The sequence below is a fragment of the Janthinobacterium darwini genome (assembly GCF_051380905.1).
Taxonomy (GTDB): Bacteria; Pseudomonadota; Gammaproteobacteria; order Burkholderiales; family Burkholderiaceae_D; genus Janthinobacterium.
The window spans coordinates 1,800,800-1,824,510 of the sequence record NZ_JBNYXX010000001.1 but is presented as its reverse complement, the minus strand read 5'-3'; the positions used below and the strand labels follow the sequence as shown (position 1 = coordinate 1,824,510).

Here is a 23,711-nt window from a genome sequence, read left to right as displayed (position 1 = left end):
TTGGAGATCTTCATGAAAAAAGTCATTACCGCCACCCTGCTGCTGTCCGCCGCCTGCGGCGCCTTCGCTGCCGATAAACCGCTGAAATCCATCGGCGTGAGCGTGGGCGACCTGGCCAACCCGTTTTTTGTCGCCATCGGGCGTGGCGCGGAAGAAAGCGCGAAAAAGCTGGGCGGCCCTGGCGTGAAAGTCACCACTGTTTCCAGTAAGTATGACCTGAACACCCAGGTGGACCAGATTGAAAACTTTATTGCCAACAAAACCGACATCATCATCCTGAATGCCGTCGATTCCAAGGGCATCGCCCCGGCCATCAAGAAAGCACGCAATGCGGGTGTGGTCGTGATCGCCGTCGACGTGGGCGCCGTGGGCGCTTCGGCCACCGTGATGTCCGACAACACCATGGCGGGCGACGTGTCGTGCGCCTACCTGGCCAAGCAGATCGGCGGCAAGGGCAATGTCGTGATCCTCAACGGCCCGCCGGTCACGTCCGTGATCGACCGCGTCAACGGCTGCAAGAAAACCCTGGCCGCGTTCAAGGATATCAAGATCCTGTCCGACAACCAGAACGCGGGCGGCAGCCGCGACGGCGGCATGACCGTGATGTCGAATTTGCTGACGGCCCATCCGAAGATCGACGGCGTATTCGCCATCAATGACCCGACGGGCATCGGCGCCGAACTGGCGATCAAGCAATCGAAGCGCACGGACGTGAAACTGATCACGGCCGTCGATGGCGCGCCCGATGGCCAGAACGCCCTGAAGAACAAGGCCGGCCTGTTTGCCGCCACCTCGGCGCAAAACCCCTACCGCATGGCCACGGACGCCGTGCAGATGGGCTACGACATCATGAATGGCCGCACGCCGAAGCAAACCATGGTGCTGTTGCCGACCCCGGCCATCACCAAGGAAAACGTCGCCACCTACGCGGGCTGGGTAAAGAACTGATCTGCCTGACCTGAACCACGAGGCGCCGCCAGCTTGCGGGCAGGCGGCGCCAGTTTCACAAGCAAGGAAGGACAGTCATGAGCGACGATATTATTTTTGAAATGCGCGGCATCGAGAAGCGCTTTGGCGCCACGCGCGCGCTGCGCGGCGTGCACCTGACGGTGCGCAGCGGCGAAATCCATGCCGTGATGGGCGAAAACGGCGCCGGCAAGAGCACCCTGATGAAGATTTTGTCCGGCGTGTACACCCCCGATGCGGGCGAAATCATTCTCGACGGCAAGCCGATCAAGATCCGCAATCCGGGCGAGGCGCGCGCCCTGGGCATTAACCTGATTTACCAGGAATTGAGCGTGGCCAAGAACATGACGGTGGCGCAGAACGTCTTCATGGGCAGCGAACCGCAAGGACCGTTCTGGACCGTCAAGGGCGGCGAAATGCGCGCGCGCACCAACGCCATCCTGGCCGACCTCGGTTCCCGCTTCGACGCGGACACCATGGTGTCGACCCTGTCGATCGCCGAGCAGCAGCAGGTGGAAATCGCCCGCGCCCTCGTGCATGAAAGCCGCATCCTGATCATGGACGAGCCCACTGCCGCCCTGTCCGACCGGGAAACCGAACAATTGTTCCGCATCATCGAAGAACAGCGCGACAAGGGCCTGGCCGTGCTCTACATCAGCCACCGCATGGCCGAGGTGGAGCGCCTGGCGCGCCGCATCACGGTGCTGCGCGACGGCGCCTATGTGGGCGAGCTGGGCAAGGATGAACTGGATCAAAAGAAAGTCGTGCAAATGATGGTGGGGCGCCCCGCCGACGACTTTTATTCGCACCAGCGCCGCACCACGCGTGGCGCCGAGCGCCTGCGCGTGGAAAACGTGGGCGGTGGCAAGGTCAAGCCCGCATCGTTTACCCTGCATGCGGGCGAAGTGACGGGCCTGGCCGGCCTGGTCGGCGCGGGCCGCACGGAACTGGCGCGTTTGATCTTTGGCGCTGACAAGAAGCAATCGGGGCAAGTCTGGCTCGACGGCCAGGAAGTACATATCCACCGGCCGCTGACGGCGATACGCCACGGCATCGGCTACCTGCCGGAAGACCGCAAGAGCCTGGGCTTGTTCATGCAATTGTCGGCCATGGAAAACATGTCGATGAACATACTTTCCAAGCATTCCACGGCGGGCGTGGTGAACCGTGGCGCCCTGACCCAGCTCACGCGCGAGGCGATCGCCAACCTCAACGTCAAGGTCTCTGGACCGGACGGCATCGTGGGGGGATTATCCGGCGGCAACCAGCAGAAAGTCTTGCTGGCGCGGTGGCTGGCCATCGCGCCGAAAGTGCTCATCCTCGACGAGCCGACGCGGGGCGTGGACGTGGGCGCGAAGAGCGAAATATACAAGATCATCCACCAGTTGGCGGATGCGGGTACGGCCGTACTGTGCATTTCCAGCGAACTGGCCGAGCTGGTCGGCATTTGCGACCGCGTGATGGTGATGTGCGAAGGACGTTTGACGGGCGAAGTGACGGGCGACGACATCACGCAGGAAAACATCCTCGCCTATGCCACGCAGCTGGAAGCGGCGTAAGAGTACGCAATAGAATAATCATTCAGGAGATTGACCATGACAACGACTACCACCAGCGGCGCCCCGCGCGCCGGCGAACCCTTCAATGCCTCGAACCTGATGCGCCGCCTGGGCATGCTGCCCGTGCTGGTCGTGCTGTACCTGGCCATGTACGGCCTGACCGTATATTTCTCGGCCGACGGCACGTCGACCTTCATGACCAGCAATAACACCATGAACATCTTCCGCCAGGTGTCGATCAATATCGTGCTGGCGTCAGGCATGACTTTCGTCATTCTTACCAGCGGCATTGATTTATCGGTCGGCTCCGTGCTGGCCGTCTCGGCTGTGGCAGGCATGCTGATGTCGCTGTCGGCGCAGTTTGCCGGCTTCTCGATTCCCACCTTCCTCATCGTCGGCCTGCTGCTGGGCGCGCTGAATGGCGTGCTGGTGGCCCTCGTCGGTCTGAACCCCTTCGTCGTGACTTTGGGCACCATGACGGCCCTGCGCGGCGCCGCCTATCTGCTGGCCGACGGCACCAGCGTGCTGAACACGGAAATCCCAAGCTTCGAATGGATGGGCAACGGCAGCTTCCTGGCCGTGCCCTGGCTGATCTGGCTGGCCGCGGCCGTCGTGCTGCTGACCTGGTTTATCCTGCGCAAGACGACGCTGGGCCTGCATATCTACGCCGTCGGCGGCAATATCCAGGCGGCCCGTTTGACGGGCATCAAGGTAGGCCTCGTGCTGATGTTTGTCTACACGATCAGCGGCCTGTTCGCTGGCCTGGGCGGCGCCATGTCGGCCAGCCGTCTGTATGCGGCCAACGGCAACTGGGGCACCGGCTATGAGCTGGACGCCATCGCGGCCGTCGTGCTGGGCGGCACCAGCCTGATGGGCGGCGTGGGTTCCGTCTGGGGCACCGTCATCGGCGCCCTGATCATCGGCGTGATGAACAATGGCTTGACGATTCTGGGACTGTCGTCGTTCTGGCAGTATGTGGCGAAAGGTGTCGTGATCGTGCTGGCGGTGATTCTGGATAAATGGCGCCAGTCGCACGCGCAAAATTAAAGTCCGGGGTCAGACCCGCTGGGGAATGTGTCCCGATGGGACGCATTCCGATCGCGAAGCGACTGACCCCAGCATTACTTCACTTAAACTCCAGTCGCATCTCCACATGCGCAATCCCCGCCTCTTCAAATACCTCCCCCTGCTGCACGAAACCGTGGCGCGCATAGAATGGCGCGGCCACGGTTTGCGCATTCAGCACCACCGCTGCATCGCCCCGTTCGCGCGCCTTTTGCATCAGCAAGCTCAAAATGGCGCCGCCCACGCCCGTACCACGGCCCGGCTGGCGCACGGCCATGCGGCCGATGTGGCCGTCTGGCAATAGCCTGCCCGTGCCGATGGCGTTGCCGGAGCCGTCATAGGCAACGGCGTGCAGGCAGACGGCGTCCATGTCGTCGAGTTCGATCTCGGCCGGCACTTTCTGTTCATCAACGAAAACTTCAAAACGAATGGCGGTGGCGTCAAGGCCCAGGGTGGCCCAGTCGCCGAGGCGGATGGTGTGCTTGGTCATGGTAGGTGCTAATGTAAGACGGGACGCAATTGTCGCACGGCCCGCCTTGAGGGAAGAAGGTCAGTCCAGCTTCACCAGCTGCTTGCCGAAGTTACGCCCTTTCAACAGGCCGATGAAGGCGTCGGGCGCGCTGGCCAGGCCATCGGCCACGGATTCGCGGAATTTCAGTTTGCCCGTCGCCACCAAGGCACCCAGTTCAATCAAGCCCTGCGGCCAGAATTCCGCTTGCTCCGAAACGATAAAGCCGCGCATCGTCAGCCGGTTGGTAAGGATGAAGCGCGCATTGTCAATTGGCGTCGGCTCGCCGTTGTAGCCGGCGATCCAGCCACACAGGGCTACGCGGCCAAAGGCGTTGGTGCGCGCCAGGGCCGCGTCAAACACGGCGCCGCCCACGTTTTCAAAGATGGCGTCGATGCCGTCCGGCGTAGCCGCCGCCAGGTCGGCGGCCAGCTTGCCCGCCTTGTAGTCGACACAGGCGTCGAAACCCAGTTCCTTGACGACATATGCGCATTTCTCCGCCCCGCCAGCGATGCCCACCACCCTGCAGCCTTTCAATTTGGCCAGCTGGCCCACGACGCTGCCCACGGCGCCACTGGCCGCCGACACGACGACGGTTTCGCCCGCTTTCGGTGCCATGATCTGGTTCAAGCCATACCACGCCGTCATGCCTGGCATGCCGACGGAACCCAGGTAGGCCGAGGCGGGAATATGCGTCGTGTCGACCTTGCGCAGCATCGTGCCGTCCGATACAGCCACTTCCGTCCAGCCCAGGGTACCGACAACCGTGTCGCCCACGGCGAACTTCGGATGCTTCGATTCGAGCACCACGCCCACCGTGCCGCCTATCATGGTTTCATCGAGCGCCTGCGGCGCCGCATAGCTTTTATTCGCACTCATGCGTCCGCGCATGTACGGGTCGAGCGACAGATACTGGTTGCGCACCAGCAGCTGGCCCTCCGTGATGGCGGGAATCTCTGCCGTTTCCAGGCGGAAGTTATCCGGCTGGACTTCAGCCGTGGGGCGCGAGGCGAGGACGATGCGTTGGTAGGTGGTCATGATGCTCCTTGACGATTGGTAGAGTCAGCAGAAGGCTGAAGTCTGTTGCGTAACGACTAAATCTCATAATCCATGCATTGCCGTGCTTCCCGCACAGCCCCAAAAAACGGCTTGATTTTCACGTGCTCGGGATGGTTCTGGTAGGCATCGAGCGCTGCGCGGCTGGCGAACTCACTGTAGAGCACGATGTCATAGGTGGCTTCCAGGCCCGGCTGGGCCACGGCTACCTCGAATTTCAAGATGCCTGGCACCAGGTCCGCGCAGGAATCGAGCAAGGCTTTCAGTTTCAAGGCATTCGTGGCGCGGTCAGCACCTTCGGCGTGGTCTAACAGTTTCCAGAAAACGATGTGCTTGATCATGGTGGCAGGCTGCTTGTTTATAAACGAAGCATTACTGTAACCGCTATCGGCCCGGCTTGCAGGAACAGGGCAGGCAATGCAAACGGGCGGCCCAGGAAGCCGCCCGCAGACTGGGTTTTATCTACATTACAGCACTTCGAACAGGCCGGCCGCGCCCTGCCCGCCGCCGATGCACATCGTGACGACCACGTATTTGACGCCGCGGCGCTTGCCCTCGATCAAGGCGTGGCCCGTCAGACGCGCACCCGACACGCCGTACGGGTGGCCGACGGCGATCGCCCCGCCATTGACGTTCAGGCGGTCCATGGGGATGCCCAGAGTGTCGGCGCAATACAGCACTTGTACGGCAAATGCTTCATTAAGTTCCCACAAGCCGATGTCGGCCACCGTCAAGCCCGCCTTTTTCAGCAGTTTCGGAATGGCAAACACGGGACCGATGCCCATTTCATCGGGTTCGCAGCCGGCCACGGCAAAACCGCGGAAGATGCCCAGCGGCTGCAAGCCTTTTGCTTCGGCCACTTTCGCATTCATGACGATGGCCATCGAGGCGCCGTCGGAAAACTGGCTGGCGTTGCCTGCGCTGATGACGCCGCCCGGCATGGCGGAACGGATCTTCGCGACGCCTTCATAGGTCGTGTCGGCGCGGATGCCTTCATCGCTGGAAATCGTCACCTCGCGCGACACCAGCATGCCGCTGGCCTTGTCAGCCACGCCCATGATGGTGGTCATTGGCACGATTTCCGCGTCGAACAGGCCCGCCGCCTGGGCCGCGGCGGCGCGCTGCTGGCTTTGCGCGCCATACACATCCTGGCGCTCGCGCGAAATCTGGTAGCGCTTGGCCACGGTTTCGGCCGTCTGCAGCATGGGCCAGTACACTTCCGGCTTGTGCTGCTGCAGCCAGACATCGCGGTACATATGCGTATTCATTTCATTTTGCACGCAGGAAATCGATTCCACACCGCCCGCCGCATAGATGTCGCCTTCTCCGGCGATGATGCGCTGCGCCGCCAGGGCGATGGCCTGCAAGCCCGACGAGCAGAAACGGTTGACGGTCATGCCGGCCGTGGTGACGGGGCAGCCGCCGCGCAAGGCGACCTGGCGCGCGATGTTACCGCCCGTGGCGCCCTCCGGGAAGGCGCAGCCGACCAGCACGTCTTCCACTTCCTCCGCCTCGATGCGCGCGCGCTCGACGGCAGCGGCCAGCACGTGGCCGCCCAGGGTGGCGCCGTGCGTCATGTTGAACGCGCCCTTCCAGGACTTGGCCAGGCCCGTGCGGGCGGTCGATACGATGACGGCTTCATTCATGCTGTGTCTCCTTGTGGGAATGTTATTGGTCAATGATGGTATCTGAGCAAGCAGAATAGCACATTTAAGTACGGTCGTTCGCAAAGTTATGGCGAGCGCCAATATGTAAGCTTCGTGTAAGTTTCAAGCAAGCATGACGTAAGTTTCAGAGAACACACTCGCCCCAAGCTGTTGCAAGAATGGTCAAAAAGACCTCGGCACCAGTTCACTATAAAACATAGGGAGACAAACCATGGCAACACCATCCGGCTCGGCCGACGTACGGAAATTTTCCACAAAGGGAACGCCGATCACGCCTGAAGAACGCAAGGTCATCTTTGCGTCTTCGCTCGGCACCGTCTTTGAGTGGTACGATTTTTATCTGTACGGTTCGCTCGCTTCCATCATCGCCAAGCAATTTTTCATCGGCGACCCCACCACCACCTTCATTTTCGCCCTGCTGGCCTTTGCCGCCGGCTTCATCGTGCGTCCCTTCGGCGCGCTGGTCTTCGGCCGCCTGGGCGACATGATCGGACGCAAGTACACCTTCCTGATCACCATTTTGATCATGGGCGGCTCCACCTTCATCGTCGGCTTGCTGCCGGGCCATGCTTCCATCGGCATCGCCGCGCCGATCATCCTCGTCATCCTGCGCATCCTGCAAGGCCTTGCACTGGGCGGCGAATACGGCGGCGCAGCCACCTATGTGGCCGAGCACGCGCCTGAAGGCAAGCGCGGCGCGTTCACGGCGTGGATACAAACGACGGCTACCCTGGGCTTCTTCCTGTCGCTGATGGTCATCCTGGGCACCCGCCTGGCGACCGGCGAGAAGGATTTCGAAGCATGGGGCTGGCGCATTCCCTTCCTGGTCTCCGTCATCCTGCTGGGTATTTCCGTGTGGATCCGCCTGGCCATGAATGAATCGCCAGCGTTTTCCAAGATGAAAGCCGAGGGCAAGACCTCGAAAGCACCACTGACGGAAGCATTCGGCAAGTGGAAAAACCTGAAGATCGTCATCCTGGCCCTGATCGGCCTGACCGCTGGCCAGGCCGTCGTCTGGTACACGGGCCAGTTCTACGCCCTGTTCTTCATGATTCAGACCCTGAAAGTGGACCTGGCAACGGCCAACGTGCTGGTCGCCGTCGCCCTGCTGCTGGCCACGCCGTTCTTCCTGTTCTTCGGCAGCCTGTCCGACCGCATCGGCCGCAAGTACATCATCCTCGGCGGCTGCCTGATCGCCGCGGCGACCTACTTCCCGATCTTCAACGGCCTGACCCACTTCGCCAATCCGCAGCTGGAAGCGGCACTGAAGAACTCGCCAGTGGTGGTGGTGGCAGATCCTGCCTCTTGCCACTTCCAGTTCAACCTGACGGGCCAGAAGAAGTTCCCATCGTCGTGCGACATCGCCACGGCTTTCCTGTCGAACAGCTCGGTGAACTACACGAAAGAAGATGCACCGGCCGGCAGCGTGGCAAAAGTGCGCATAGGTGCCAAGGAATTAACCTCGTTTAACGCCGTCATGACGGCCGATGGCTTGAATTTCGATGCGGACAGCAAAGCCAAGGAAGCCGCGTTCAAGAAAGAAATCGGCGCCGGCATCAAGGAAGCGGGCTATCCGGCCAAAGCGGACCCTGACCAGATCAACAAGCCGATGGTCGTATTGCTGCTGTTCATCCTGGTACTGTACGTGACCATGGTGTATGGCCCGATCGCCGCCATGCTGGTGGAAATGTTCCCGACCCGTATCCGTTACACCTCGATGTCCCTGCCCTACCATATCGGTAACGGCTGGTTCGGCGGTTTGCTGCCGACCACGGCCTTCGCGCTGGTGGCCTTCAAGGGCGATATCTATTACGGCTTGTGGTACCCGATCGTCATCGCCCTGGCGACGGTGGTCATCGGCACCCTGTTCGTCAAGGAAACGAAGGATAACAATATCTACGCCGACGATTGATACGATCCAGCCCCGGCCGCAATGCCGGGGTCTGCAAAGCAAAACGCCGCTGACTGGTCAGCGGCGTTTGTTTTTTATGCGGCGTATGCGGCGGCAAGCTTAGTTGTCGTTCTTCTTTTTCAGCTGGTCGCGCTGCTGCACGTATTCCTGGTAGCTGGTCTGGTTGCGCTTGCGGCAGGCATTGCGGTCGTCAAAGTTATTGAGGCTGTTGCAATACTCACCGATCTTGTCCCGGTTCGCGTCATACAAGACTTCACAGCCAGTCATGGCCAGCAAGAAGGGAACGATCAAATATTTCATTGCTACTCTCATGGATAGGGACGAAATTGCGCATAAAAACACCAGATTGCCCACTTGATAAGCGAGCAAGCTTTATCTTAACGCGATCCCGGAGGAAAGTACAAGCGCTCGGTATTACTGAATGGAAAGGATTTCCGGCGCGCCGCATGCTATGGTGGAAGTTTCTTCCACCGTACTCGCGCCAGGCATGCCGACCATTGCTCCCGCCCCCTGCGGCCCATTGCAGCACCATTTCGACGCCTTGCTACAGGACGTCTGCGCCAGTGTGGCGACGCAAGCCGGTAACTTGCTCGATAGCATATATCTGTATGGCAGCGTCGCTCGCGGCCACGCCACGCCGGGCGTATCCGACCTCGACCTGACCCTGGTGCTGCGCCATCCTCCCACGCAGCAGCAGAGCGACGCGCTGGAAGCGCTGCGCCTGGCCTTGCAGGCGCGCCACCCGGAAGTACTGAAAATCGATTTCGATATCGGCCACCTGGCCCAGGTGCTGGCACCGGAGCACCTGTACAGCTGGGGTTATTGGCTCAAGCACCAGTGCCGCTGCCTGTGGGGCGATGACCTTGCGTCGCACTTTGCGCCGTTCGCGCCTTCGCGCGCCATCGCCCTGGCCGTGAATGGCGACTTTGTCCGCGTGCTGGACGATTATGCGCAGCGCCTTGAAGACGAGCGAGACCCTGTCGCCATCGTCCGCCTGCAGCGCGAAGCGTCGCGCAAGCTGATCCGTTCCTGCAACATCGTGCGCCAGGATGACGATCCCTGCTGGCCTGGCAGCCTCGATGACCATGTCGCGCTACTGCTGCGGCACTACCCCGCCATGCAAGCGAAAATGGCCTATTTCCTTGCCCAGGCCAGGCCCGGTGCCGTGCCAGCCAGCGGTTTTACGCCAGCGCTGCGCCAGTTCACACAGTGGCTGGAGCAGCAACAGGCGAGCTAAACGCCCAACTCCTCATTCAACAATGGATTGCTGGCCGCAAACGCCGCCAGGTGTTCCAGCAGCACGCGCACGCGGGCCGGCAGGTAGCGCCGCTGCGTCCACACGGCATACACGTGGCGCGGCTGCGGCATCCAGTCGGGCAAGACACGCACCAGGCTGCCATTGGCCACTTCGTCGCGGCATTGCAGCAGCGGACACAGCAGGATGCCGATGCCCGCGTCAGCCATCTCCACGGCCAGGCGCATCTCGTTGACACGCAGGCGCGCCTGCGGTTCGATTACCATTTCGGCGCCGTCGCCAGGCCGCCGCAAGCGCCAGCTGCGCAGCGGCTCGGCCACGATCAGCTCGTGTCGCGCCAGTTCCTGCAAGTCGCGCGGCACGCCGGCGCGCGCCAGATAGCCGGGCGCGGCCACCATGACCAGCGCGGCGCTGCCCAGGCGCCGCTGCATCAGCGAAGAATCGTCGAGCGCGCCCACGCGGATGGCCAGATCGGCGCCGCTGCCCACCAAGTCTTGCAGCAGGTTCGACAGTTCCAGTTCCAGGCGGATGTCCGGATACTTCTGCATGAAACTGACCCAGGCGGGCGTCAGCAAGCCGCTGGCGAAATTGACGGGCGCCAGCACGCGGATGCTGCCCGAGACGGCCGACAGGCTGGCGTCGAGCTGCTGCGTCGCTTGCCGCAAGGCATGCACCAGGGGACGGCATTGCTCGTAGTATTGCCAGCCTTCCGCCGTCGGCTGCAGGCGGCGCGCGCTGCGGTTGAGCAAGCGGTAGCCTAGCTGGCTTTCCAGCTTTTGCAGCCGGCGCGTGACGGTCGCGGCGGGCAAGTCTTCCTTGACGGCCGCCGCATGCAGGCTGCCTGCCTCAACGATGGCGACAAACAGGGCGAGATCATCTAACATGATTTCATTTTCGGAATTTGAAATTAAAAATATGGCTCTAGTATAGATTGCTGCAAGTCGTTACGCTGCCACATCCTCACTATTTCGAAAGTACTCCATGTCCGAAGCCCTGCGCCTGCGCTGCGTATTTGCCTTCCTGATGTCGCTGCTCATGACTCTGCTGATGAGCGCCTGGGTCACCTGGCTCAATATCGGCCTGCAAGCAGACTTCCTGCCCCGCTGGCGCCATGCGTTCTTTGCCGCCTGGCCCGTGGCCTTCTGCGCCGTGATGCTGTTCGCGCCCCGCGTGCAGCTGATGAGCCGCAGCATCGTGACCCGGCTCGCCCGACGCCCTTAACCTGCAGTTAAGCACTGGCAGTATCACTCGGTCACTCGCGCCCACGGCTGCCCCGATCCGGGCTATGCTATGGCGGTCCTTGTCCTTACAGTGGAATGCCCATGCTCGATCACGTCTCCCTCACCGTCAGCGATCTGGAACGCGCCGAGCGCTTCTACGACGCCATCTTCGCCGCGCTGGACGTGCCCAAGGTGGGCAGCGACCATGGCCACGCCTGGATAGGCTATGGCGAGCGCAGCGATGCCGAACATCCCGAACGCAGCTATTTCTCCGTGCGCCTGGGGCCGAAGCCCGACGACGCGCCGCGCCGCCATTGCTGCTTCAAGGCCCCCTCGCGCGCGGCCGTGGAAGCGTTCTGGCATGCGGGCCTGGCGCACGGCGGCATCGACCTGGGCGCGCCCGGCCTGCGCCACTATCACGCCAGCTATTACGCGGCCTTTTTGTTCGATCCGGACGGCAACCGCATCGAAGCCGTCTGCCACCGCGCCGACGTCGGCTGACAGGACGGGAAATCCGTTTCTGTTCGGCATTTCCACTTCGTGACGATTTGCCTATAATGGCTGGAACGCCATACCGGTCCCCGGTCCCTGCACCAAGAAGGAGATTCATGCATCATTTATTCGTTGGCCGCCCCGCGCGCACCATGCTCCTCTCCAGCGCAGGCTTGCTGCTGGCAGGCTGTTTTTCCGGCTGCTCCCTGCTGCCGTCGTCGCCTGCCACGCCCGGCGTGCCCGCCACGGCTGCCCTGCCCGACGCCAGCATCGCCTACACCCTGAGCGGCCAGGGCGGCTTGCCCGTGGTGTTCCAGTCGGCCATGGGCGACGGCAAGGATGTGTGGGCCAAGGTGGTGCCCGAAGTCGGCAAACAGCACCGCGTGCTCGTGTACGACCGTCCCGGCTACGGCGACAGCCGCAAAACCACCACGCCGCGCGATCCCTGCACCATTGCTGCCCAGCAGCGCGCCCTGTTGACACAAGCGGGTCTGAAACCGCCGTATGTGCTGGTGGGCCATGGCTTGGGCGGGCTGTACCAGTACGTATATGCCAAGCTGTACCCGCAGGACGTAGCCGGCCTGGTCCTGCTCGATCCCACGCACCCGCAGCAATGGAACCGGACGCAGACGGACGCGTCCACCTACGCCATGCTCGTGAAGACGCGACGCAAACTCATGTTCAACAGTACGGAATCGGCGGAATTCGATGCACAGACGCAATGCCTGCAACATGTCGACATGAGCAGCCCGCTGCGCGTGCCCGCCATGCTGCTGGTGCGCGACAAGTTCGGCATCGAGGAAATGGGCTCGTTTGAAAATGTGGTGCGGGCCCAGGAAAAAGATTGGCAGCGCCTGTCCGGCGCGCCAGCCATCGAGCGCATCACGGGCGCCGGCTATTACATCCAGAAAGACAACCCCGTCATCGTCAACGAGGCGATCAAGATGGTGGCCAAGAAGAAATAAAAAAAAGGGCAGAGAAATCTGCCCTTTTTCATTCAGCGCGCGTGCATCAGCTATTGAAGCCCTTGCCCTCGCCCGCCAGCTTTACCAGCAGCGGCGCCGGAGTCCACGCTTCGCCGTGGCGGCCTTTGGCGTAGCCGGCAATCGCGCCCTGCACGTTCGGCAAGCCTACCGTGTCGGCGTAGAACATGGGGCCGCCGCGGAACAGTGGGAAGCCGTAGCCCGTCAAGTACACCATGTCGATGTCCGAGGCGCGCAAGGCGATGCCCTCTTCCAGGATGCGTGCGCCCTCATTGACCAGCGCATACACGAGCCGTTCGACGATTTCCTGGTCGCTGATCTTGCGCCGCGCCACGCCGATGTCGGCGGAGTGCTGCACGATCATCGCATTGACCTGTTCCGACGGATAGGCCTTGCGGTCGCCCGGCTTGTAGTCATACCAGCCGGCGCCCGCCTTCTGGCCATAGCGTTTCAATTCACACAGCAAATCGGCCGTCTTCGAATACGTCACTTCCGGCTTTTCCACAGTGCGGCGCTTGCGAATGGCCCATCCGATGTCGTTGCCGGCCAGGTCGCCCATGCGGAACGGGCCCATGGCAAAACCGAATTTCTCGACCGCCTTGTCGACCTGTTCCGGCAGACAGCCTTCTTCTAGCAGGAAGCCGGCCTGCCGGCTGTATTGCTCGATCATGCGGTTACCGATGAAACCGTCGCACACGCCCGAGACGACGCCCGTCTTTTTCAGCTTTTTCGACAGCGCCAGTGCCGTCGCCAGCACGTCCTTGCCCGTTTCCTTGCCACGCACGATTTCCAGCAGCTTCATGACGTTTGCGGGGCTGAAGAAGTGCGTGCCGATCACGTCTTGCGGACGCTGGGTAAACGCGGCGATCTTGTCCAGGTCCAGAGTCGAGGTGTTCGAAGCGAGGATGGCGCCCGGCTTCATGACGGCATCGAGCTGCCTGAAGACGGTTTCCTTCACGCCCAGCTCCTCGAAGACGGCTTCGATGACGATGTCGGCTTGCGCAATGTCGGCATACGCCAGCGTGCCGCTGATCAGGGCGATGCGCTGCTCGGCCTTCTCTTGCGTCAGTTTGCCCTTCTTCACCGTGTTCTCGTAATTCTTGCGGATGGTGGCCAGGCCCTTGTCCAGCGCTTCCTGCTGCGTTTCCAATAGCTTCACGGGAATGCCCGCGTTCGCGAAATTCATGGCGATGCCGGCGCCCATGGTGCCGGCACCGACAATCGCCGCGCTGGCGATGCTGCGCACGGGTGTGTCGGCCGGCACGTCGGGCACCTTGCTGGCAACGCGCTCGGCGAAGAAGGCATGGCGCAGGGCTTTCGACTCGGGCGACTGCACCAGTTGCATGAACAGCTCGCGCTCGTACTTCAAGCCATCCTCGAACTTCATCGTCACGGCGGCCGCCACGGCATCGACGCATTTCAGCGGCGCGGGGAATGGGCCGGACATGGCTTTCACCGTATTGCGCGAAAACTGCAGGAAGGCTTCATGGTGAGGGTAATCGACCTTGCGCTCGCGCACTTTCGGCAGCGGGCGCACATCAGCCACCTTGGTGGCGAAGGCTATGGCGGCTTTCAGCAAGTCGGCGCCGGGGGCGATGACTTCATCGAACAGGGCCGTGCCGGCCAGTTTTTCGGACGCCACGGGCGTGCCCGAAACGATCATGTTCAAGGCCATTTCCAGGCCCAGCACACGCGGCAGGCGCTGCGTGCCGCCCGCGCCCGGCAAGATGCCGAGCTTGACTTCAGGCAAGGCCATTTGCGCGCCTGGCGCGGCCACGCGGTAGTTGCAGCCCAGCGCCAGCTCCAGGCCACCGCCCATGCAGACGCTGTGGATGGCCGCCACCACCGGTTTGGTGGATTGTTCGACGACGTTGATCAGGGTGTGCAGTGTCGGTTCCGTGAGCGCCTTGGGCGAATTGAATTCCTTGATATCGGCACCGCCCGAAAAGGCCTTGCCGGCGCCCGTAATGACGATGGCTTTGACGGCCTCGTCCGCCAGCGCCTGGCGGATGCCCGCGACGGCGGCAGTGCGCGTCGCCAGGCCCAGCCCATTGACGGGCGGATTGGCGAGGGTAATGACGGCAACAGCGCCGTTCACTTGATATTCAGCACTCATGTCTCTTCCTTATTGATTTTGCTCAGCGATGAGGTGGTTGCAAGGGATGAAGCTTTACTATACCGCATAAAAGAACGCTCGTATTATTTTTATCTCGACGCGCGCAGCGCCTGTGCCTGTCGTCATGGTACAACATCGCCCACGCCGGCTGGCCGCCCCCTCGCAAAAAAGGGCCAGCAACTATCGATAACATATTCATTTAAATAAATAAAAAACAACAAGTAAAACAGCGTTTTATAATCTGCTGAATATGCCTTCCTATCCATGCGCAGGCCACTGGCGACACTTTCAGCATTATTTATTCAGGCCACTTGTTTTTCTCATGGCGCTGAGGAATAATAAAATTATTGATTCAAATCAATACTCTGCAACTGATTTAATATTATGGAACAATGCCGCCCGATAACGCCGTGTTCGATTTTGTTATATCGTGCAGATTCTCACCGATTATCACACCCGCCCTTTCCGGGTAATGATGCAAGCGTTTTATATCGTCATTAGCTGTCAGTATTATCGCCACTCCTTTCTCTTCTCACATTGAAGGAAATACTATGGACGCAGCCAGCCATGTCAGCCACTCCCAGGATTTGGACTTACAAGCGATAAATACTGCATTGAACCGTGTCCAGGCCGTCATCGAATTCGAACTCGACGGCACCATCCTGCATGCGAATGACAATTTCCTGCGCGTCCTCGGCTACACCTTGGCCGAAGTGCAAGGCAAGCACCATGCCATCTTCTGCGACGCCGAGTATGTGAAAACGTCCGAATACGCCGACTTCTGGGGCAAACTGGGCCGTGGCGAATTCGACCATGGCGAATACAAGCGCCGTGCCAAGGATGGTCGCGAAGTGTGGATCAACGCTTCCTACAACCCCATCCTCGATGCGGATGGCAAGCCGTATAAAGTCATCAAGTTTGCCACCGACATCACGGCCAGCAAACGCCGCAATGCCGATTACGAGGGCAAGATCGATGCCATCAGCAAGGCCCAGGCCGTGATCGAGTTCCGGCTCGACGGCACCATCCTCGACGCCAACGACAATTTCCTCAAGTCCGTCGGCTACACGCTCGACGAGATAAAGGGCCAGCACCACCGCATGTTTTGCCTGCCCGAATACGCCAGGAGCGACGAGTACGCGCAATTCTGGCATAAGCTGGGACAAGGCCAGTTTGATGCGGGCGAATACAAACGCCTCACCAAGGATGGCCGCGAAATCTGGCTCAATGCCTCGTACAACCCCATTTTTGACGTGGAAGGCCGGCCCTTCAAGGTGGTCAAGTTCGCCAGCGACGTGACGGCCCTGAAAAAGCGCAACGCCGAATACGAAGGCAAGGTCAGCGCCATCGGCAAGGCGCAGGCCGTGATCGAATTCGACATGCAGGGCAATGTGCTGGACGCGAACGATAATTTCCTCGCCGTCATGGATTACGACTTGAGCGATATCCAGGGCGAGCACCACCGCATGTTCTGCGAGCCCGAGTATGCCAGCAGCGCCGAGTACAAGAAATTCTGGCAAAAGCTCAACCGCGGCGAATTCGACGCGGGACGCTACAAGCGCCTGGGCAACCATGGCAAGGTGGTGTGGATACAGGCCACCTACAACCCCATCCTGGACTTGAACGGCAAGCCGTACAAGGTAGTCAAGTTCGCCATCGACATCAGCGAACAGGTGAACCTGGAAAACAGCATCCAGTCCAAGGCCGCCAACGACAGCCGCAAGGTCAACGCCCTGCTCGATTCGGTGGCGCGCGCTGCGCAAGGCGATCTGACCTGCAATATCGTGCCTGAGGGCGATGAGCCGATCGACCTGCTGGCCGGCGGCATCAGCAAGATGATCGTCGACTTGCGCGGCGTGATCGGCAATGTGGTGTCGGCCGCCAACGGTTTTGCCGACGCCTCGCATACGATCGCCGAACGGGCGACGGGCGTGGCCGTGGGTACGCAGGCGCTGGGCGCCACGGTGGAAGAAATGAACGCCTCCATCGATGGCCTGACCTTCTCCATCAATTCCATCGCGGAAAACACTTCGAATGCCGATTTCCTGGCGAAAGCCACGCAGCAGGAAGCGGAAGCGGGCGCGCGCGCCGTCGCCAAGTCAATCGAGGCGATGGACTTGATCAACCGCTCGTCGGAGGACATCGGCGAAATCGTCAAGGTCATCAGCGAAATCGCCAACCAGACGAATATGCTGGCCTTCAATGCCGCCATCGAGGCGGCGCGCGCGGGCGAGCACGGCCTGGGCTTTTCCGTCGTCGCCGACGAAGTGCGCAAGCTGGCCGAACGTTCTTCGCAAGCGACCAAGGAAATCTCCAAGCTGATCAACGAATCCGTCAAGCGCGTCTCGACGGGCAGCGAGATTTCGCGCCAGGCCAGCGATGCCTTCGACAAGATCGTCTCGGGCGTGGCGAAGACCACGCTGGCCATCTCGGATATCTCGAAGGCGGCAAACGAGCAGTTGCTGACGGCGCGCGAAGTGTCCACTGCGATCCAGTACATCGCCGAGGAAACGGAAAAGTCGGCCGCCAACTGCGACAGCATCGCCCGTTCGACGGATGGCTTGAACGAGCGCGCGGGCAGCCTGAACCAGACTGTCTCCGGCTTCGTGGTATAGGCCATGAGCCACGCGGCCACCTTGACGCCCGAGGTGCTGACGAGCCTGATCGCGCTGGTGCGCGAGCATACGGGCATCGCCATGACCGCGCGCAAGAGCGTCTTGCTGGAACGGCGCTTGCAGCCTCGGCTGCAGGCGCTGCGCCTGCACAGCTACCAGGATTACCTGGACCGCGTCAGCAGCGACCGCGACGAGGTGGCCCATTTCATTGACCTGGTGACCACCAACGACACCCTGTTCTTCCGCACGCCACAAATCTGGGATTACTTCCGCGACCGCTACCTGCCCGCCTGGGCCCGCGCCCACCCGGACGGCTGCCTGTCCATCTGGTCCGCGGCCGCCGCCAGCGGCGAAGAACTGTATTCGATCGCCATGCTGTGCGAGCAATTCAAGCTGCAAGCGCCCGCTTTCCGCTACCAGATCCTGGCCAGCGACATTTCGCAGCAAATCCTTGGCGCGGCGCGGGCCGGCCAATACAGCGGGCGTTCCGTCGAGCGCATCCGCTTGTCGCACCCGGACTTGCTGCGCAAATATTTCTCGCCCTCGCCGTATGGCGTCAAGGTCAACGAGGACTTGCGGCAGCACGTGAGCTTTGCACAGCATAATTTGCTGGAAGCGCTGCGTCCGGCGCGGCAATTCGACCTGCTCTTCCTGCGCAATGTGCTCATTTATTTCGATGCCGAGCACCAGGAAACCGTGCTGCGCCAGGCCCGCCTGAGCCTCAAGGATGACGGCCGGCTGATCCTGGGCGAATCGGAAACCATCGCCCGGCTCGGTACCGGCTATCAATTCGAGTTTCCCATGATTTACAAGGCGGGACTGGCATGATCCACACGCACACTCCGGCAGACGCGCCGCCGCTGCACCTGGTTGGCATGGGGCAACTTGGCGTGGGTACGCAGGGCGAGCAACTGCAAGCCTTGCTCGGCTCCTGCATCGGTATCGGCTTCATCTGGAAGAATGGCCCCTGCTGCGGCCTGGCTCACTGTTTGCTGCCGGAAGCGCCCGGCGCAGACAGCGCCCCAGGCGCCCCGAATGCACGCGCCCTTAATGCACGCTATGTGAGCCAGGCCGTGCCCTCGCTGCTGCGCCTGATGGGCGTGCGCGAAGCCGACTACGCCGATATCGAGGTGGTGCTGGCGGGCGGCGCCAGCATGTTCGGCCCAGACAATGGCCATGGCCGCCTGCAGGTGGGGCGGCAAAACGCGGCAGCGGCGCAAAAATACCTGGACCAGTGCGGCTTGCACCTCAGTTTTTGCGCGCTGGGCGGACGCCACGGGCGCCAGTTGCTGATCGATTGCGCCCGGCACAGCTACGCCGTCACCGATGTGGTGGCGCGACCCGGATTGACTCCACGCAAGGAAGGCGTATATGGATATCCATGAAAACCACGAGGGCGGGCGCGACGGCGCCACCGAACTGTTCGGCTCCTTCCACCTGGGCGATGCTGAATTCGCCCTGCCCGCCAGTTGCATCCGCGAAGTGGTTAACTACCCCGCCAAGGTGACCGCCCTGCCCCTTTCGCCCGCGTATCTGGAAGGCATGTTCACTTTGCGCGGCAGCGTCATTCCAGTGGTCAACCTGGGCCGTTTGTTCTGCGCCGATGCGCCGCGCGCCACGCCCACGGACAAGATCGCCATCCTCGACTTCCAGCAAGTGCTGATCGGCGTCGTCTTCCAGGATACGGGCGAAATCCTGCGCGTCCCCGCCAGCGCGCGCAGCGCCCTGCAGTATGCGGCCGGCGACGCGCACGCCGTCATCGCTGGCACGATCTTGCTCGACGGCGGCGCGCGCCTGCTGCAAATCCTCGACCCGCACGCCCTGCTGCGCATTGAAAACGTGCCCCATGTGCTGGCCCTGCAGGCGACAGGCGCCAAGCTGAACACGGCTCGCTACCATGCGCAAAGCGAGCGCCGGCAATGCGTCAGCTTCCATGCGGCCGGGACCACGTTTGCCTTCGAAATGCTGGCCATCCAGGAAATCATCAAGGTGCCAGAACTGCACGGCTCCCTGCTGAATAGCGAGCTGTGCCTGGGACGCATGCATTTTCGCGGCAGCCAGGTGGCCGTCGTGGATTTTGGCGCCCTGCTGCAGGCGGCCGGGTCCGGCAATGCGGCCAAGGCTGCCACGCTGGAGCAGCGCATCATCGTCGTGCGCATTGATGACACCACCATCGGTTTTCTCGTTGACTCCGTCGACAGCATCGTGCATTTCTTTGGCGACGAGGTGCTGCCGATTCCCCTGCTGAGCAAGGCGCGCGCGGCCATGTTCGCCGGCTGCATCACGAAAGACGGTCTGGGCGATATCATTTTTCTCGACCACAAGGGCATCCTGTCGCAGGCGGAGATCGTCGACATGCGCGATGGCCACGCGCGCCTGTATCCGGCCGATACGGCAACGGCAACGGCCGCCACGCGCCAGGTGCAGCGCCGCGTCTACATCACGTTCACGGTGGAAAGCCGCTTCGCTGTGGAAATCGGCCAGGTGCGTGAAATCATCGATTTCAGCAGCGCCATCACCACGCCACCGGGCATGCCGGCCTGTATGCGTGGCCTGCTGAATTTACGCCAGCAAATGATCAGCATCATCGACCTGCGCCAGTTGTACGCGATGCCGGCCTTGCCTGACGAGGGCGCAGGCAAGATTTTGATCGTGGAACGGGGCGCCGAGCGCTACGGCTTCCTCGTCGACCATGTCGACAACATCATGACCATTTCCGACAGCCAGCGTTTTGCGGCGCCACAAATCATCCGCACGGGAGCACATGACGACTTGCGCAGCGAAATGGATGAAATGATCGATATCGGCACGCAGGCGCAGCGCCAGACCCTGTCCGTTTTCCAATGCGATCATTTGCTGGAAAAGCTGGGCTCGGCGCTGCCGCAGGCCGCATGAGCGCGCTATAGCACTACATGCCGGGCAGCTGGTGGCCCTTGAACTGCTCGCGCAGCTTGTTCTTCTGGATCTTGCCCGTCGCGCCCATGGGCAGGGCGTCGATGAACAGCACGTCGTCCGGCGTCCACCACTTGGCGATCTTGCCCTCGAAAAACTGCAGCAAGGCTTCGCGCGTGACTGTCATGCCGGGACGCAACACCACGACGAGCACGGGGCGCTCGTCCCATTTTGGGTGGAACACGCCGATGCAGGCCGCCTGCAGCACGGCCGGGTGCGCCATGGCCAGGTTTTCCAGGTCGATGGTGCCTATCCACTCGCCGCCCGACTTGATCACGTCCTTGCTGCGGTCCGTGATCTGCATGTAGCCGTCCGCATCGATGGTGGCCACGTCGCCCGTGGGGAACCAGCCATCCTGCAGCACGTCGCCGCCTTCGTTCTTGTAATACGAGGCAATGATCCACGGCCCTTTCACCAGCAAATGGCCATAACTGATGCCATCCCACGGCAACTCCTTGCCATCGTCATCGACGATCTTCATGTCCACGCCGTAGATGGCATGGCCCTGTTTTTGCAGGATCTTGCGCTGCTCGTCCTTCGACAGGTCCAGGTGCTTGGTCTGCAAGCCGCCCGCCGTGCCCAGCGGCGACATTTCCGTCATGCCCCAGGCGTGGATGACTTCGATGTCGAACTTGTCGATCAGGGTATCCATCATGGCCGGCGGGCAAGCCGCGCCGCCGATCACCGTGCGGCGGAAGGTGGAAAATTTCAAGTTATTTTGCAAGGCATGGTTCAGCAAGCCCAGCCAGACGGTGGGCACGCCCGCCGAGAACGTCACTTTTTCCGCCTCGAACAAGTCGTACAGCGATTTGCCATCGAGCGCCGCACCGGGAAACACCATGCGCGCGCCGGACAGGGGCACGGAATACGGCAAGCCCCAGGCATTCACGTGGAACATGGGCACGACGGGAAGCACCGTGTCCGAGGCGCGCACGTTCAGGGCGCTGGGCATGGCCGAGGCATACGCGTGCAGAACGGTCGAGCGGTGCGAGTACAGGGCACCCTTGGGGTTGCCCGTCGTACCGGACGTGTAGCAAAGCGTGGCGGCCGCATTCTCGTCGAACAAGGGCCAGGTGTAATCGTCGGAATGCGTGGCGATCAAGTCTTCATAGCACAGCAGGTCGGGGATGCTGGTACTGACAGGCATGCGCTCGCGGTCGCACATCAGCACGAAGTGGCGCACAAAAGTGCAGTCGGCGGCGATTTTCTCCACCACGGGCAGGAAGGTCAGATCAAACAGTAAAACCTGGTCTTCTGCGTGATTGGAGATATAGGCGATCTGGTCGGGAAACAGGCGTGGATTGATGGTGTGCAGCACGGCGCCCGAACCTGACACGGCGTAATAGGCTTCCAGGTGGCGGTAGCCATTCCAGGCCAGGGTGGCGACCCGGTCGCCCATGCCGACGCCGAGGCCGTGCAAGGCGTTCGCCAGGCGGCGCGCGCGCTGGTGGCAATCGCGGTAGGTGTAGCGGTGCATATCGCCCTCCACCCGCCGCGAAATGATTTCGCTGCCTCCATAATGACGCGCTGCAAACTCGATAATGCTGGAAATCAGCAGGGGCTGATTCATCATCTGGCCCATCACTGGACTCAAGGGAAATGCCGACATCGTGTCTCCTGGGCTGGATACTCGGTTATTGTTGAAATTTAAAGACTTTCCCTAGTTTCGTACGGTCGTGCGGAAATCGTCAACGCATTTCGATATTGCAATGCAGCATGGAATTTTTGATTCCGTTTTTTGCCCCGTTCGTAGTCGCCACGGCACCCGACACGGCAGCCTCGCCAGCGCCCGACACGCGCCTTGGCGCCGTGCGGTAAAATCGCATTCCAGGCTGGCGTTACTTGCCGCCATATCTTATTTTTGAATGGAATCGCCATCACCGCTCCTACCTTACCACTGGACAATGCCTTTGCCGCCTTGCCGCCCGCGTTCTATACGCGCTTGATGCCCACGCCCCTGCCCGCCCCGTATTTCGTGGCCGCCAGCGCGCCGGCAGCAAGCCTGGTCGGCCTCGATGCCGCGCGCCTGGCCGAACCCGGCTATGTGGAGTTGCTGATTGGCAATACCGTGGCCGAGCGTTCGCTGCCCCTGTCGGCCGTGTATTCGGGCCACCAGTTCGGCGTCTGGGCCGGCCAGCTGGGTGATGGCCGCGCCATCTTGCTGGGCGATATCGCGACAGAAAGCGGCCCGATGGAGCTGCAATTGAAAGGCGCCGGCGCCACGCCGTATTCGCGCATGGGCGACGGACGCGCCGTGCTGCGCTCGTCCATCCGTGAATTCCTCTGCTCGGAAGCCATGGCGGCGCTGGGCATTCCCACCTCGCGCGCGCTGTCCATCATGGGTTCGCAGCAAGGCATCATGCGCGAAACGGTGGAAACGGCGGCCGTCGTGACGCGCATGGCGCCCAGTTTTGTGCGCTTCGGCTCTTTCGAACATTGGTTTTACCGAAAAAAAACGGACGAGCTGAAAATCCTCGCCGATTACGTCATCGATGGCTTTTATCCCCATTTGCGCGCCGCATCAAATCCCTATCAAGCTTTGCTGGCTGAAGTGTGCGTGCGCACGGCGCACATGATCGCGCAATGGCAGGCCGTGGGCTTCATGCATGGCGTGATGAATACGGACAATATGTCGATTTTGGGCCTGACCCTCGATTACGGCCCCTTCGGCTTCATGGAAGCGTTTGACGCCGAGCACATCTGCAACCATACGGACCAGCAAGGTCGCTATTCCTACGCCAACCAGCCGCAGGTGGGCCACTGGAACTGCTATGCGCTGGGCCAGGCGCTGCTGCCGCTGATCGGCGAAGTGGACTCGGCGCAGGCAGCGCTGGACAGCTACCAGGGCGCCTTTGCGGACAAGATGAATGCCTTGCTGCGCGCCAAGCTGGGCTTGCGCACCGTGCAAGAGGAAGATACGGCGCTGTTCGACAGCATGTTTGCGCTGATGCAAGCCAATCACGTGGATTTCACCAACTTCTTCCGCGCCCTGTCGACCTTGCAAGTGGCCAGCCCCGAGCATGACACGGCACTGCGCGACATGTTCATCGACCGCCCTGCCTTCGATGCCTGGGCAGTTAGTTACCGCGCGCGCCTGTTGCAAGAAAATAGCGTCGATGCGCAGCGCCAGGCCGCCATGAACAAGATCAACCCGAAATACGTGCTGCGCAATTACCTGGCGCAAGTCGCCATCGAAAAAGCCCAGCAGCAGGACTATACGGAAGTGACAAAATTACTGGAAATATTGCAAAAGCCATTTGACGAACAGCCCGAACACCAGCACTATGCGGCCCTGCCGCCCGACTGGGCCAGCCACCTTGAAGTCAGTTGCTCATCCTGAGGAGT

Annotated in this window: 21 protein-coding genes; 13 read left to right on the top strand and 8 right to left on the bottom strand. The window is 61.4% G+C overall.

Annotated features, from left to right (window positions below; all coding sequences use genetic code 11):
- The first annotated feature begins 12 nt into the window (after window positions 1-12).
- The 3 genes from ACQ4WZ_RS08485 (at window position 13) to ACQ4WZ_RS08475 (ending at window position 3,572) form a co-directional block, all read left to right on the top strand.
- Window positions 13-948, top strand: coding sequence for an ABC transporter substrate-binding protein (locus tag ACQ4WZ_RS08485; protein WP_133991327.1), 936 nt, complete (start codon window positions 13-15; stop codon window positions 946-948).
- 77 nt (window positions 949-1,025) lie between these two features.
- On the top strand, window positions 1,026-2,525 hold the full coding sequence (locus ACQ4WZ_RS08480) for a sugar ABC transporter ATP-binding protein (protein ID WP_436573102.1): 1,500 nt from the start codon (window positions 1,026-1,028) through the stop codon (window positions 2,523-2,525).
- 36 nt (window positions 2,526-2,561) lie between these two features.
- Window positions 2,562-3,572 carry an ABC transporter permease subunit gene (locus ACQ4WZ_RS08475; RefSeq protein WP_101481385.1) on the top strand — a complete coding sequence of 337 codons (1,011 nt, stop codon included), beginning with the start codon at window positions 2,562-2,564 and terminating at the stop codon, window positions 3,570-3,572.
- 79 nt (window positions 3,573-3,651) lie between these two features.
- Here ACQ4WZ_RS08475 and ACQ4WZ_RS08470 read toward each other — a convergent pair whose 3' ends face one another.
- The 4 genes from ACQ4WZ_RS08470 to ACQ4WZ_RS08455 form a co-directional block, all read right to left on the bottom strand.
- Window positions 3,652-4,080, bottom strand: coding sequence for a GNAT family N-acetyltransferase (locus ACQ4WZ_RS08470; RefSeq protein WP_101481386.1), 429 nt, complete (start codon window positions 4,078-4,080; stop codon window positions 3,652-3,654).
- Between the two features lie 60 nt (window positions 4,081-4,140).
- The gene (locus tag ACQ4WZ_RS08465) at window positions 4,141-5,136 is read right to left on the bottom strand and encodes an NADP-dependent oxidoreductase (protein WP_436573101.1); all 996 of its coding nucleotides are present in this window, start codon (window positions 5,134-5,136) and stop codon (window positions 4,141-4,143) included.
- A 56-nt stretch (window positions 5,137-5,192) separates the two neighbouring features.
- Window positions 5,193-5,495, bottom strand: coding sequence for a Dabb family protein (locus ACQ4WZ_RS08460; protein ID WP_133991321.1), 303 nt, complete (start codon window positions 5,493-5,495; stop codon window positions 5,193-5,195).
- Window positions 5,496-5,621: 126 nt separating this feature from the next.
- Window positions 5,622-6,800: an acetyl-CoA C-acyltransferase gene (locus tag ACQ4WZ_RS08455; RefSeq protein ID WP_436573100.1), complete on the bottom strand. Its 1,179-nt coding sequence runs from the start codon at window positions 6,798-6,800 to the stop codon at window positions 5,622-5,624.
- A gap of 232 nt (window positions 6,801-7,032) precedes the next feature.
- Here ACQ4WZ_RS08455 and ACQ4WZ_RS08450 point away from each other — a divergent pair, with 232 nt between their 5' ends.
- Entirely contained in the window at window positions 7,033-8,733 is a 1,701-nt protein-coding gene (locus ACQ4WZ_RS08450) for an MFS transporter (RefSeq protein ID WP_101481390.1), read from the top strand.
- 99 nt (window positions 8,734-8,832) lie between these two features.
- Here ACQ4WZ_RS08450 and ACQ4WZ_RS08445 read toward each other — a convergent pair whose 3' ends face one another.
- Window positions 8,833-9,033: a hypothetical protein gene (locus tag ACQ4WZ_RS08445; protein ID WP_101481391.1), complete on the bottom strand. Its 201-nt coding sequence runs from the start codon at window positions 9,031-9,033 to the stop codon at window positions 8,833-8,835.
- A gap of 187 nt (window positions 9,034-9,220) precedes the next feature.
- On the opposite strand from ACQ4WZ_RS08445, the gene ACQ4WZ_RS08440 reads away from it, so the two are divergent.
- Entirely contained in the window at window positions 9,221-9,970 is a 750-nt protein-coding gene (locus ACQ4WZ_RS08440; protein ID WP_436573099.1) for a nucleotidyltransferase domain-containing protein, read from the top strand.
- Here ACQ4WZ_RS08440 and ACQ4WZ_RS08435 read toward each other — a convergent pair.
- Complete coding sequence (locus ACQ4WZ_RS08435; protein ID WP_436573098.1) at window positions 9,967-10,872, bottom strand: LysR family transcriptional regulator; 906 nt, start codon at window positions 10,870-10,872, stop codon at window positions 9,967-9,969. The genes ACQ4WZ_RS08440 and ACQ4WZ_RS08435 overlap by 4 nt on opposite strands.
- 97 nt (window positions 10,873-10,969) lie before the next feature.
- Between ACQ4WZ_RS08435 and ACQ4WZ_RS08430 the strand changes: the two genes are divergently transcribed.
- From ACQ4WZ_RS08430 to ACQ4WZ_RS08420, 3 genes are all read left to right on the top strand, one after another.
- A complete protein-coding gene (locus tag ACQ4WZ_RS08430) occupies window positions 10,970-11,209 on the top strand; it encodes a DUF2798 domain-containing protein (RefSeq protein WP_436573097.1) in 240 nt (79 codons plus the stop codon).
- Between the two features lie 95 nt (window positions 11,210-11,304).
- Window positions 11,305-11,709: a VOC family protein gene (locus ACQ4WZ_RS08425; RefSeq protein ID WP_208327717.1), complete on the top strand. Its 405-nt coding sequence runs from the start codon at window positions 11,305-11,307 to the stop codon at window positions 11,707-11,709.
- Between the two features lie 107 nt (window positions 11,710-11,816).
- The gene (locus ACQ4WZ_RS08420) at window positions 11,817-12,665 is read left to right on the top strand and encodes an alpha/beta fold hydrolase (protein WP_436573096.1); all 849 of its coding nucleotides are present in this window, start codon (window positions 11,817-11,819) and stop codon (window positions 12,663-12,665) included.
- A gap of 46 nt (window positions 12,666-12,711) precedes the next feature.
- Here the strand turns inward: ACQ4WZ_RS08420 and ACQ4WZ_RS08415 are convergent, their stop codons facing one another.
- Window positions 12,712-14,799, bottom strand: coding sequence for a 3-hydroxyacyl-CoA dehydrogenase NAD-binding domain-containing protein (locus tag ACQ4WZ_RS08415; protein WP_436573095.1), 2,088 nt, complete (start codon window positions 14,797-14,799; stop codon window positions 12,712-12,714).
- Window positions 14,800-15,413: 614 nt separating this feature from the next.
- On the opposite strand from ACQ4WZ_RS08415, the gene ACQ4WZ_RS08410 reads away from it, so the two are divergent.
- From ACQ4WZ_RS08410 to ACQ4WZ_RS08395, 4 genes are read left to right on the top strand one after another with little or no spacing between them, the layout of a single operon-like run.
- Entirely contained in the window at window positions 15,414-17,414 is a 2,001-nt protein-coding gene (locus ACQ4WZ_RS08410) for a methyl-accepting chemotaxis protein (protein WP_436573094.1), read from the top strand.
- A 3-nt stretch (window positions 17,415-17,417) separates the two neighbouring features.
- The gene (locus ACQ4WZ_RS08405; protein ID WP_133991305.1) at window positions 17,418-18,242 is read left to right on the top strand and encodes a CheR family methyltransferase; all 825 of its coding nucleotides are present in this window, start codon (window positions 17,418-17,420) and stop codon (window positions 18,240-18,242) included.
- Window positions 18,239-18,799 carry a chemotaxis protein CheD gene (locus ACQ4WZ_RS08400; RefSeq protein ID WP_133991303.1) on the top strand — a complete coding sequence of 187 codons (561 nt, stop codon included), beginning with the start codon at window positions 18,239-18,241 and terminating at the stop codon, window positions 18,797-18,799. The genes ACQ4WZ_RS08405 and ACQ4WZ_RS08400 overlap by 4 nt, the downstream gene beginning before the upstream one ends.
- On the top strand, window positions 18,786-20,309 hold the full coding sequence (locus tag ACQ4WZ_RS08395) for a chemotaxis protein CheW (protein WP_133991301.1): 1,524 nt from the start codon (window positions 18,786-18,788) through the stop codon (window positions 20,307-20,309). The genes ACQ4WZ_RS08400 and ACQ4WZ_RS08395 overlap by 14 nt, the downstream gene beginning before the upstream one ends.
- A 13-nt stretch (window positions 20,310-20,322) precedes the next feature.
- On the opposite strand, the gene ACQ4WZ_RS08390 is transcribed toward ACQ4WZ_RS08395, so the two are convergent.
- Window positions 20,323-21,975, bottom strand: coding sequence for a 3-(methylthio)propionyl-CoA ligase (locus ACQ4WZ_RS08390; RefSeq protein ID WP_436573093.1), 1,653 nt, complete (start codon window positions 21,973-21,975; stop codon window positions 20,323-20,325).
- 252 nt (window positions 21,976-22,227) lie between these two features.
- On the opposite strand from ACQ4WZ_RS08390, the gene ACQ4WZ_RS08385 reads away from it, so the two are divergent.
- The gene (locus tag ACQ4WZ_RS08385) at window positions 22,228-23,706 is read left to right on the top strand and encodes a protein adenylyltransferase SelO (RefSeq protein ID WP_436573092.1); all 1,479 of its coding nucleotides are present in this window, start codon (window positions 22,228-22,230) and stop codon (window positions 23,704-23,706) included.
- Window positions 23,707-23,711: the final 5 nt, after the last annotated feature.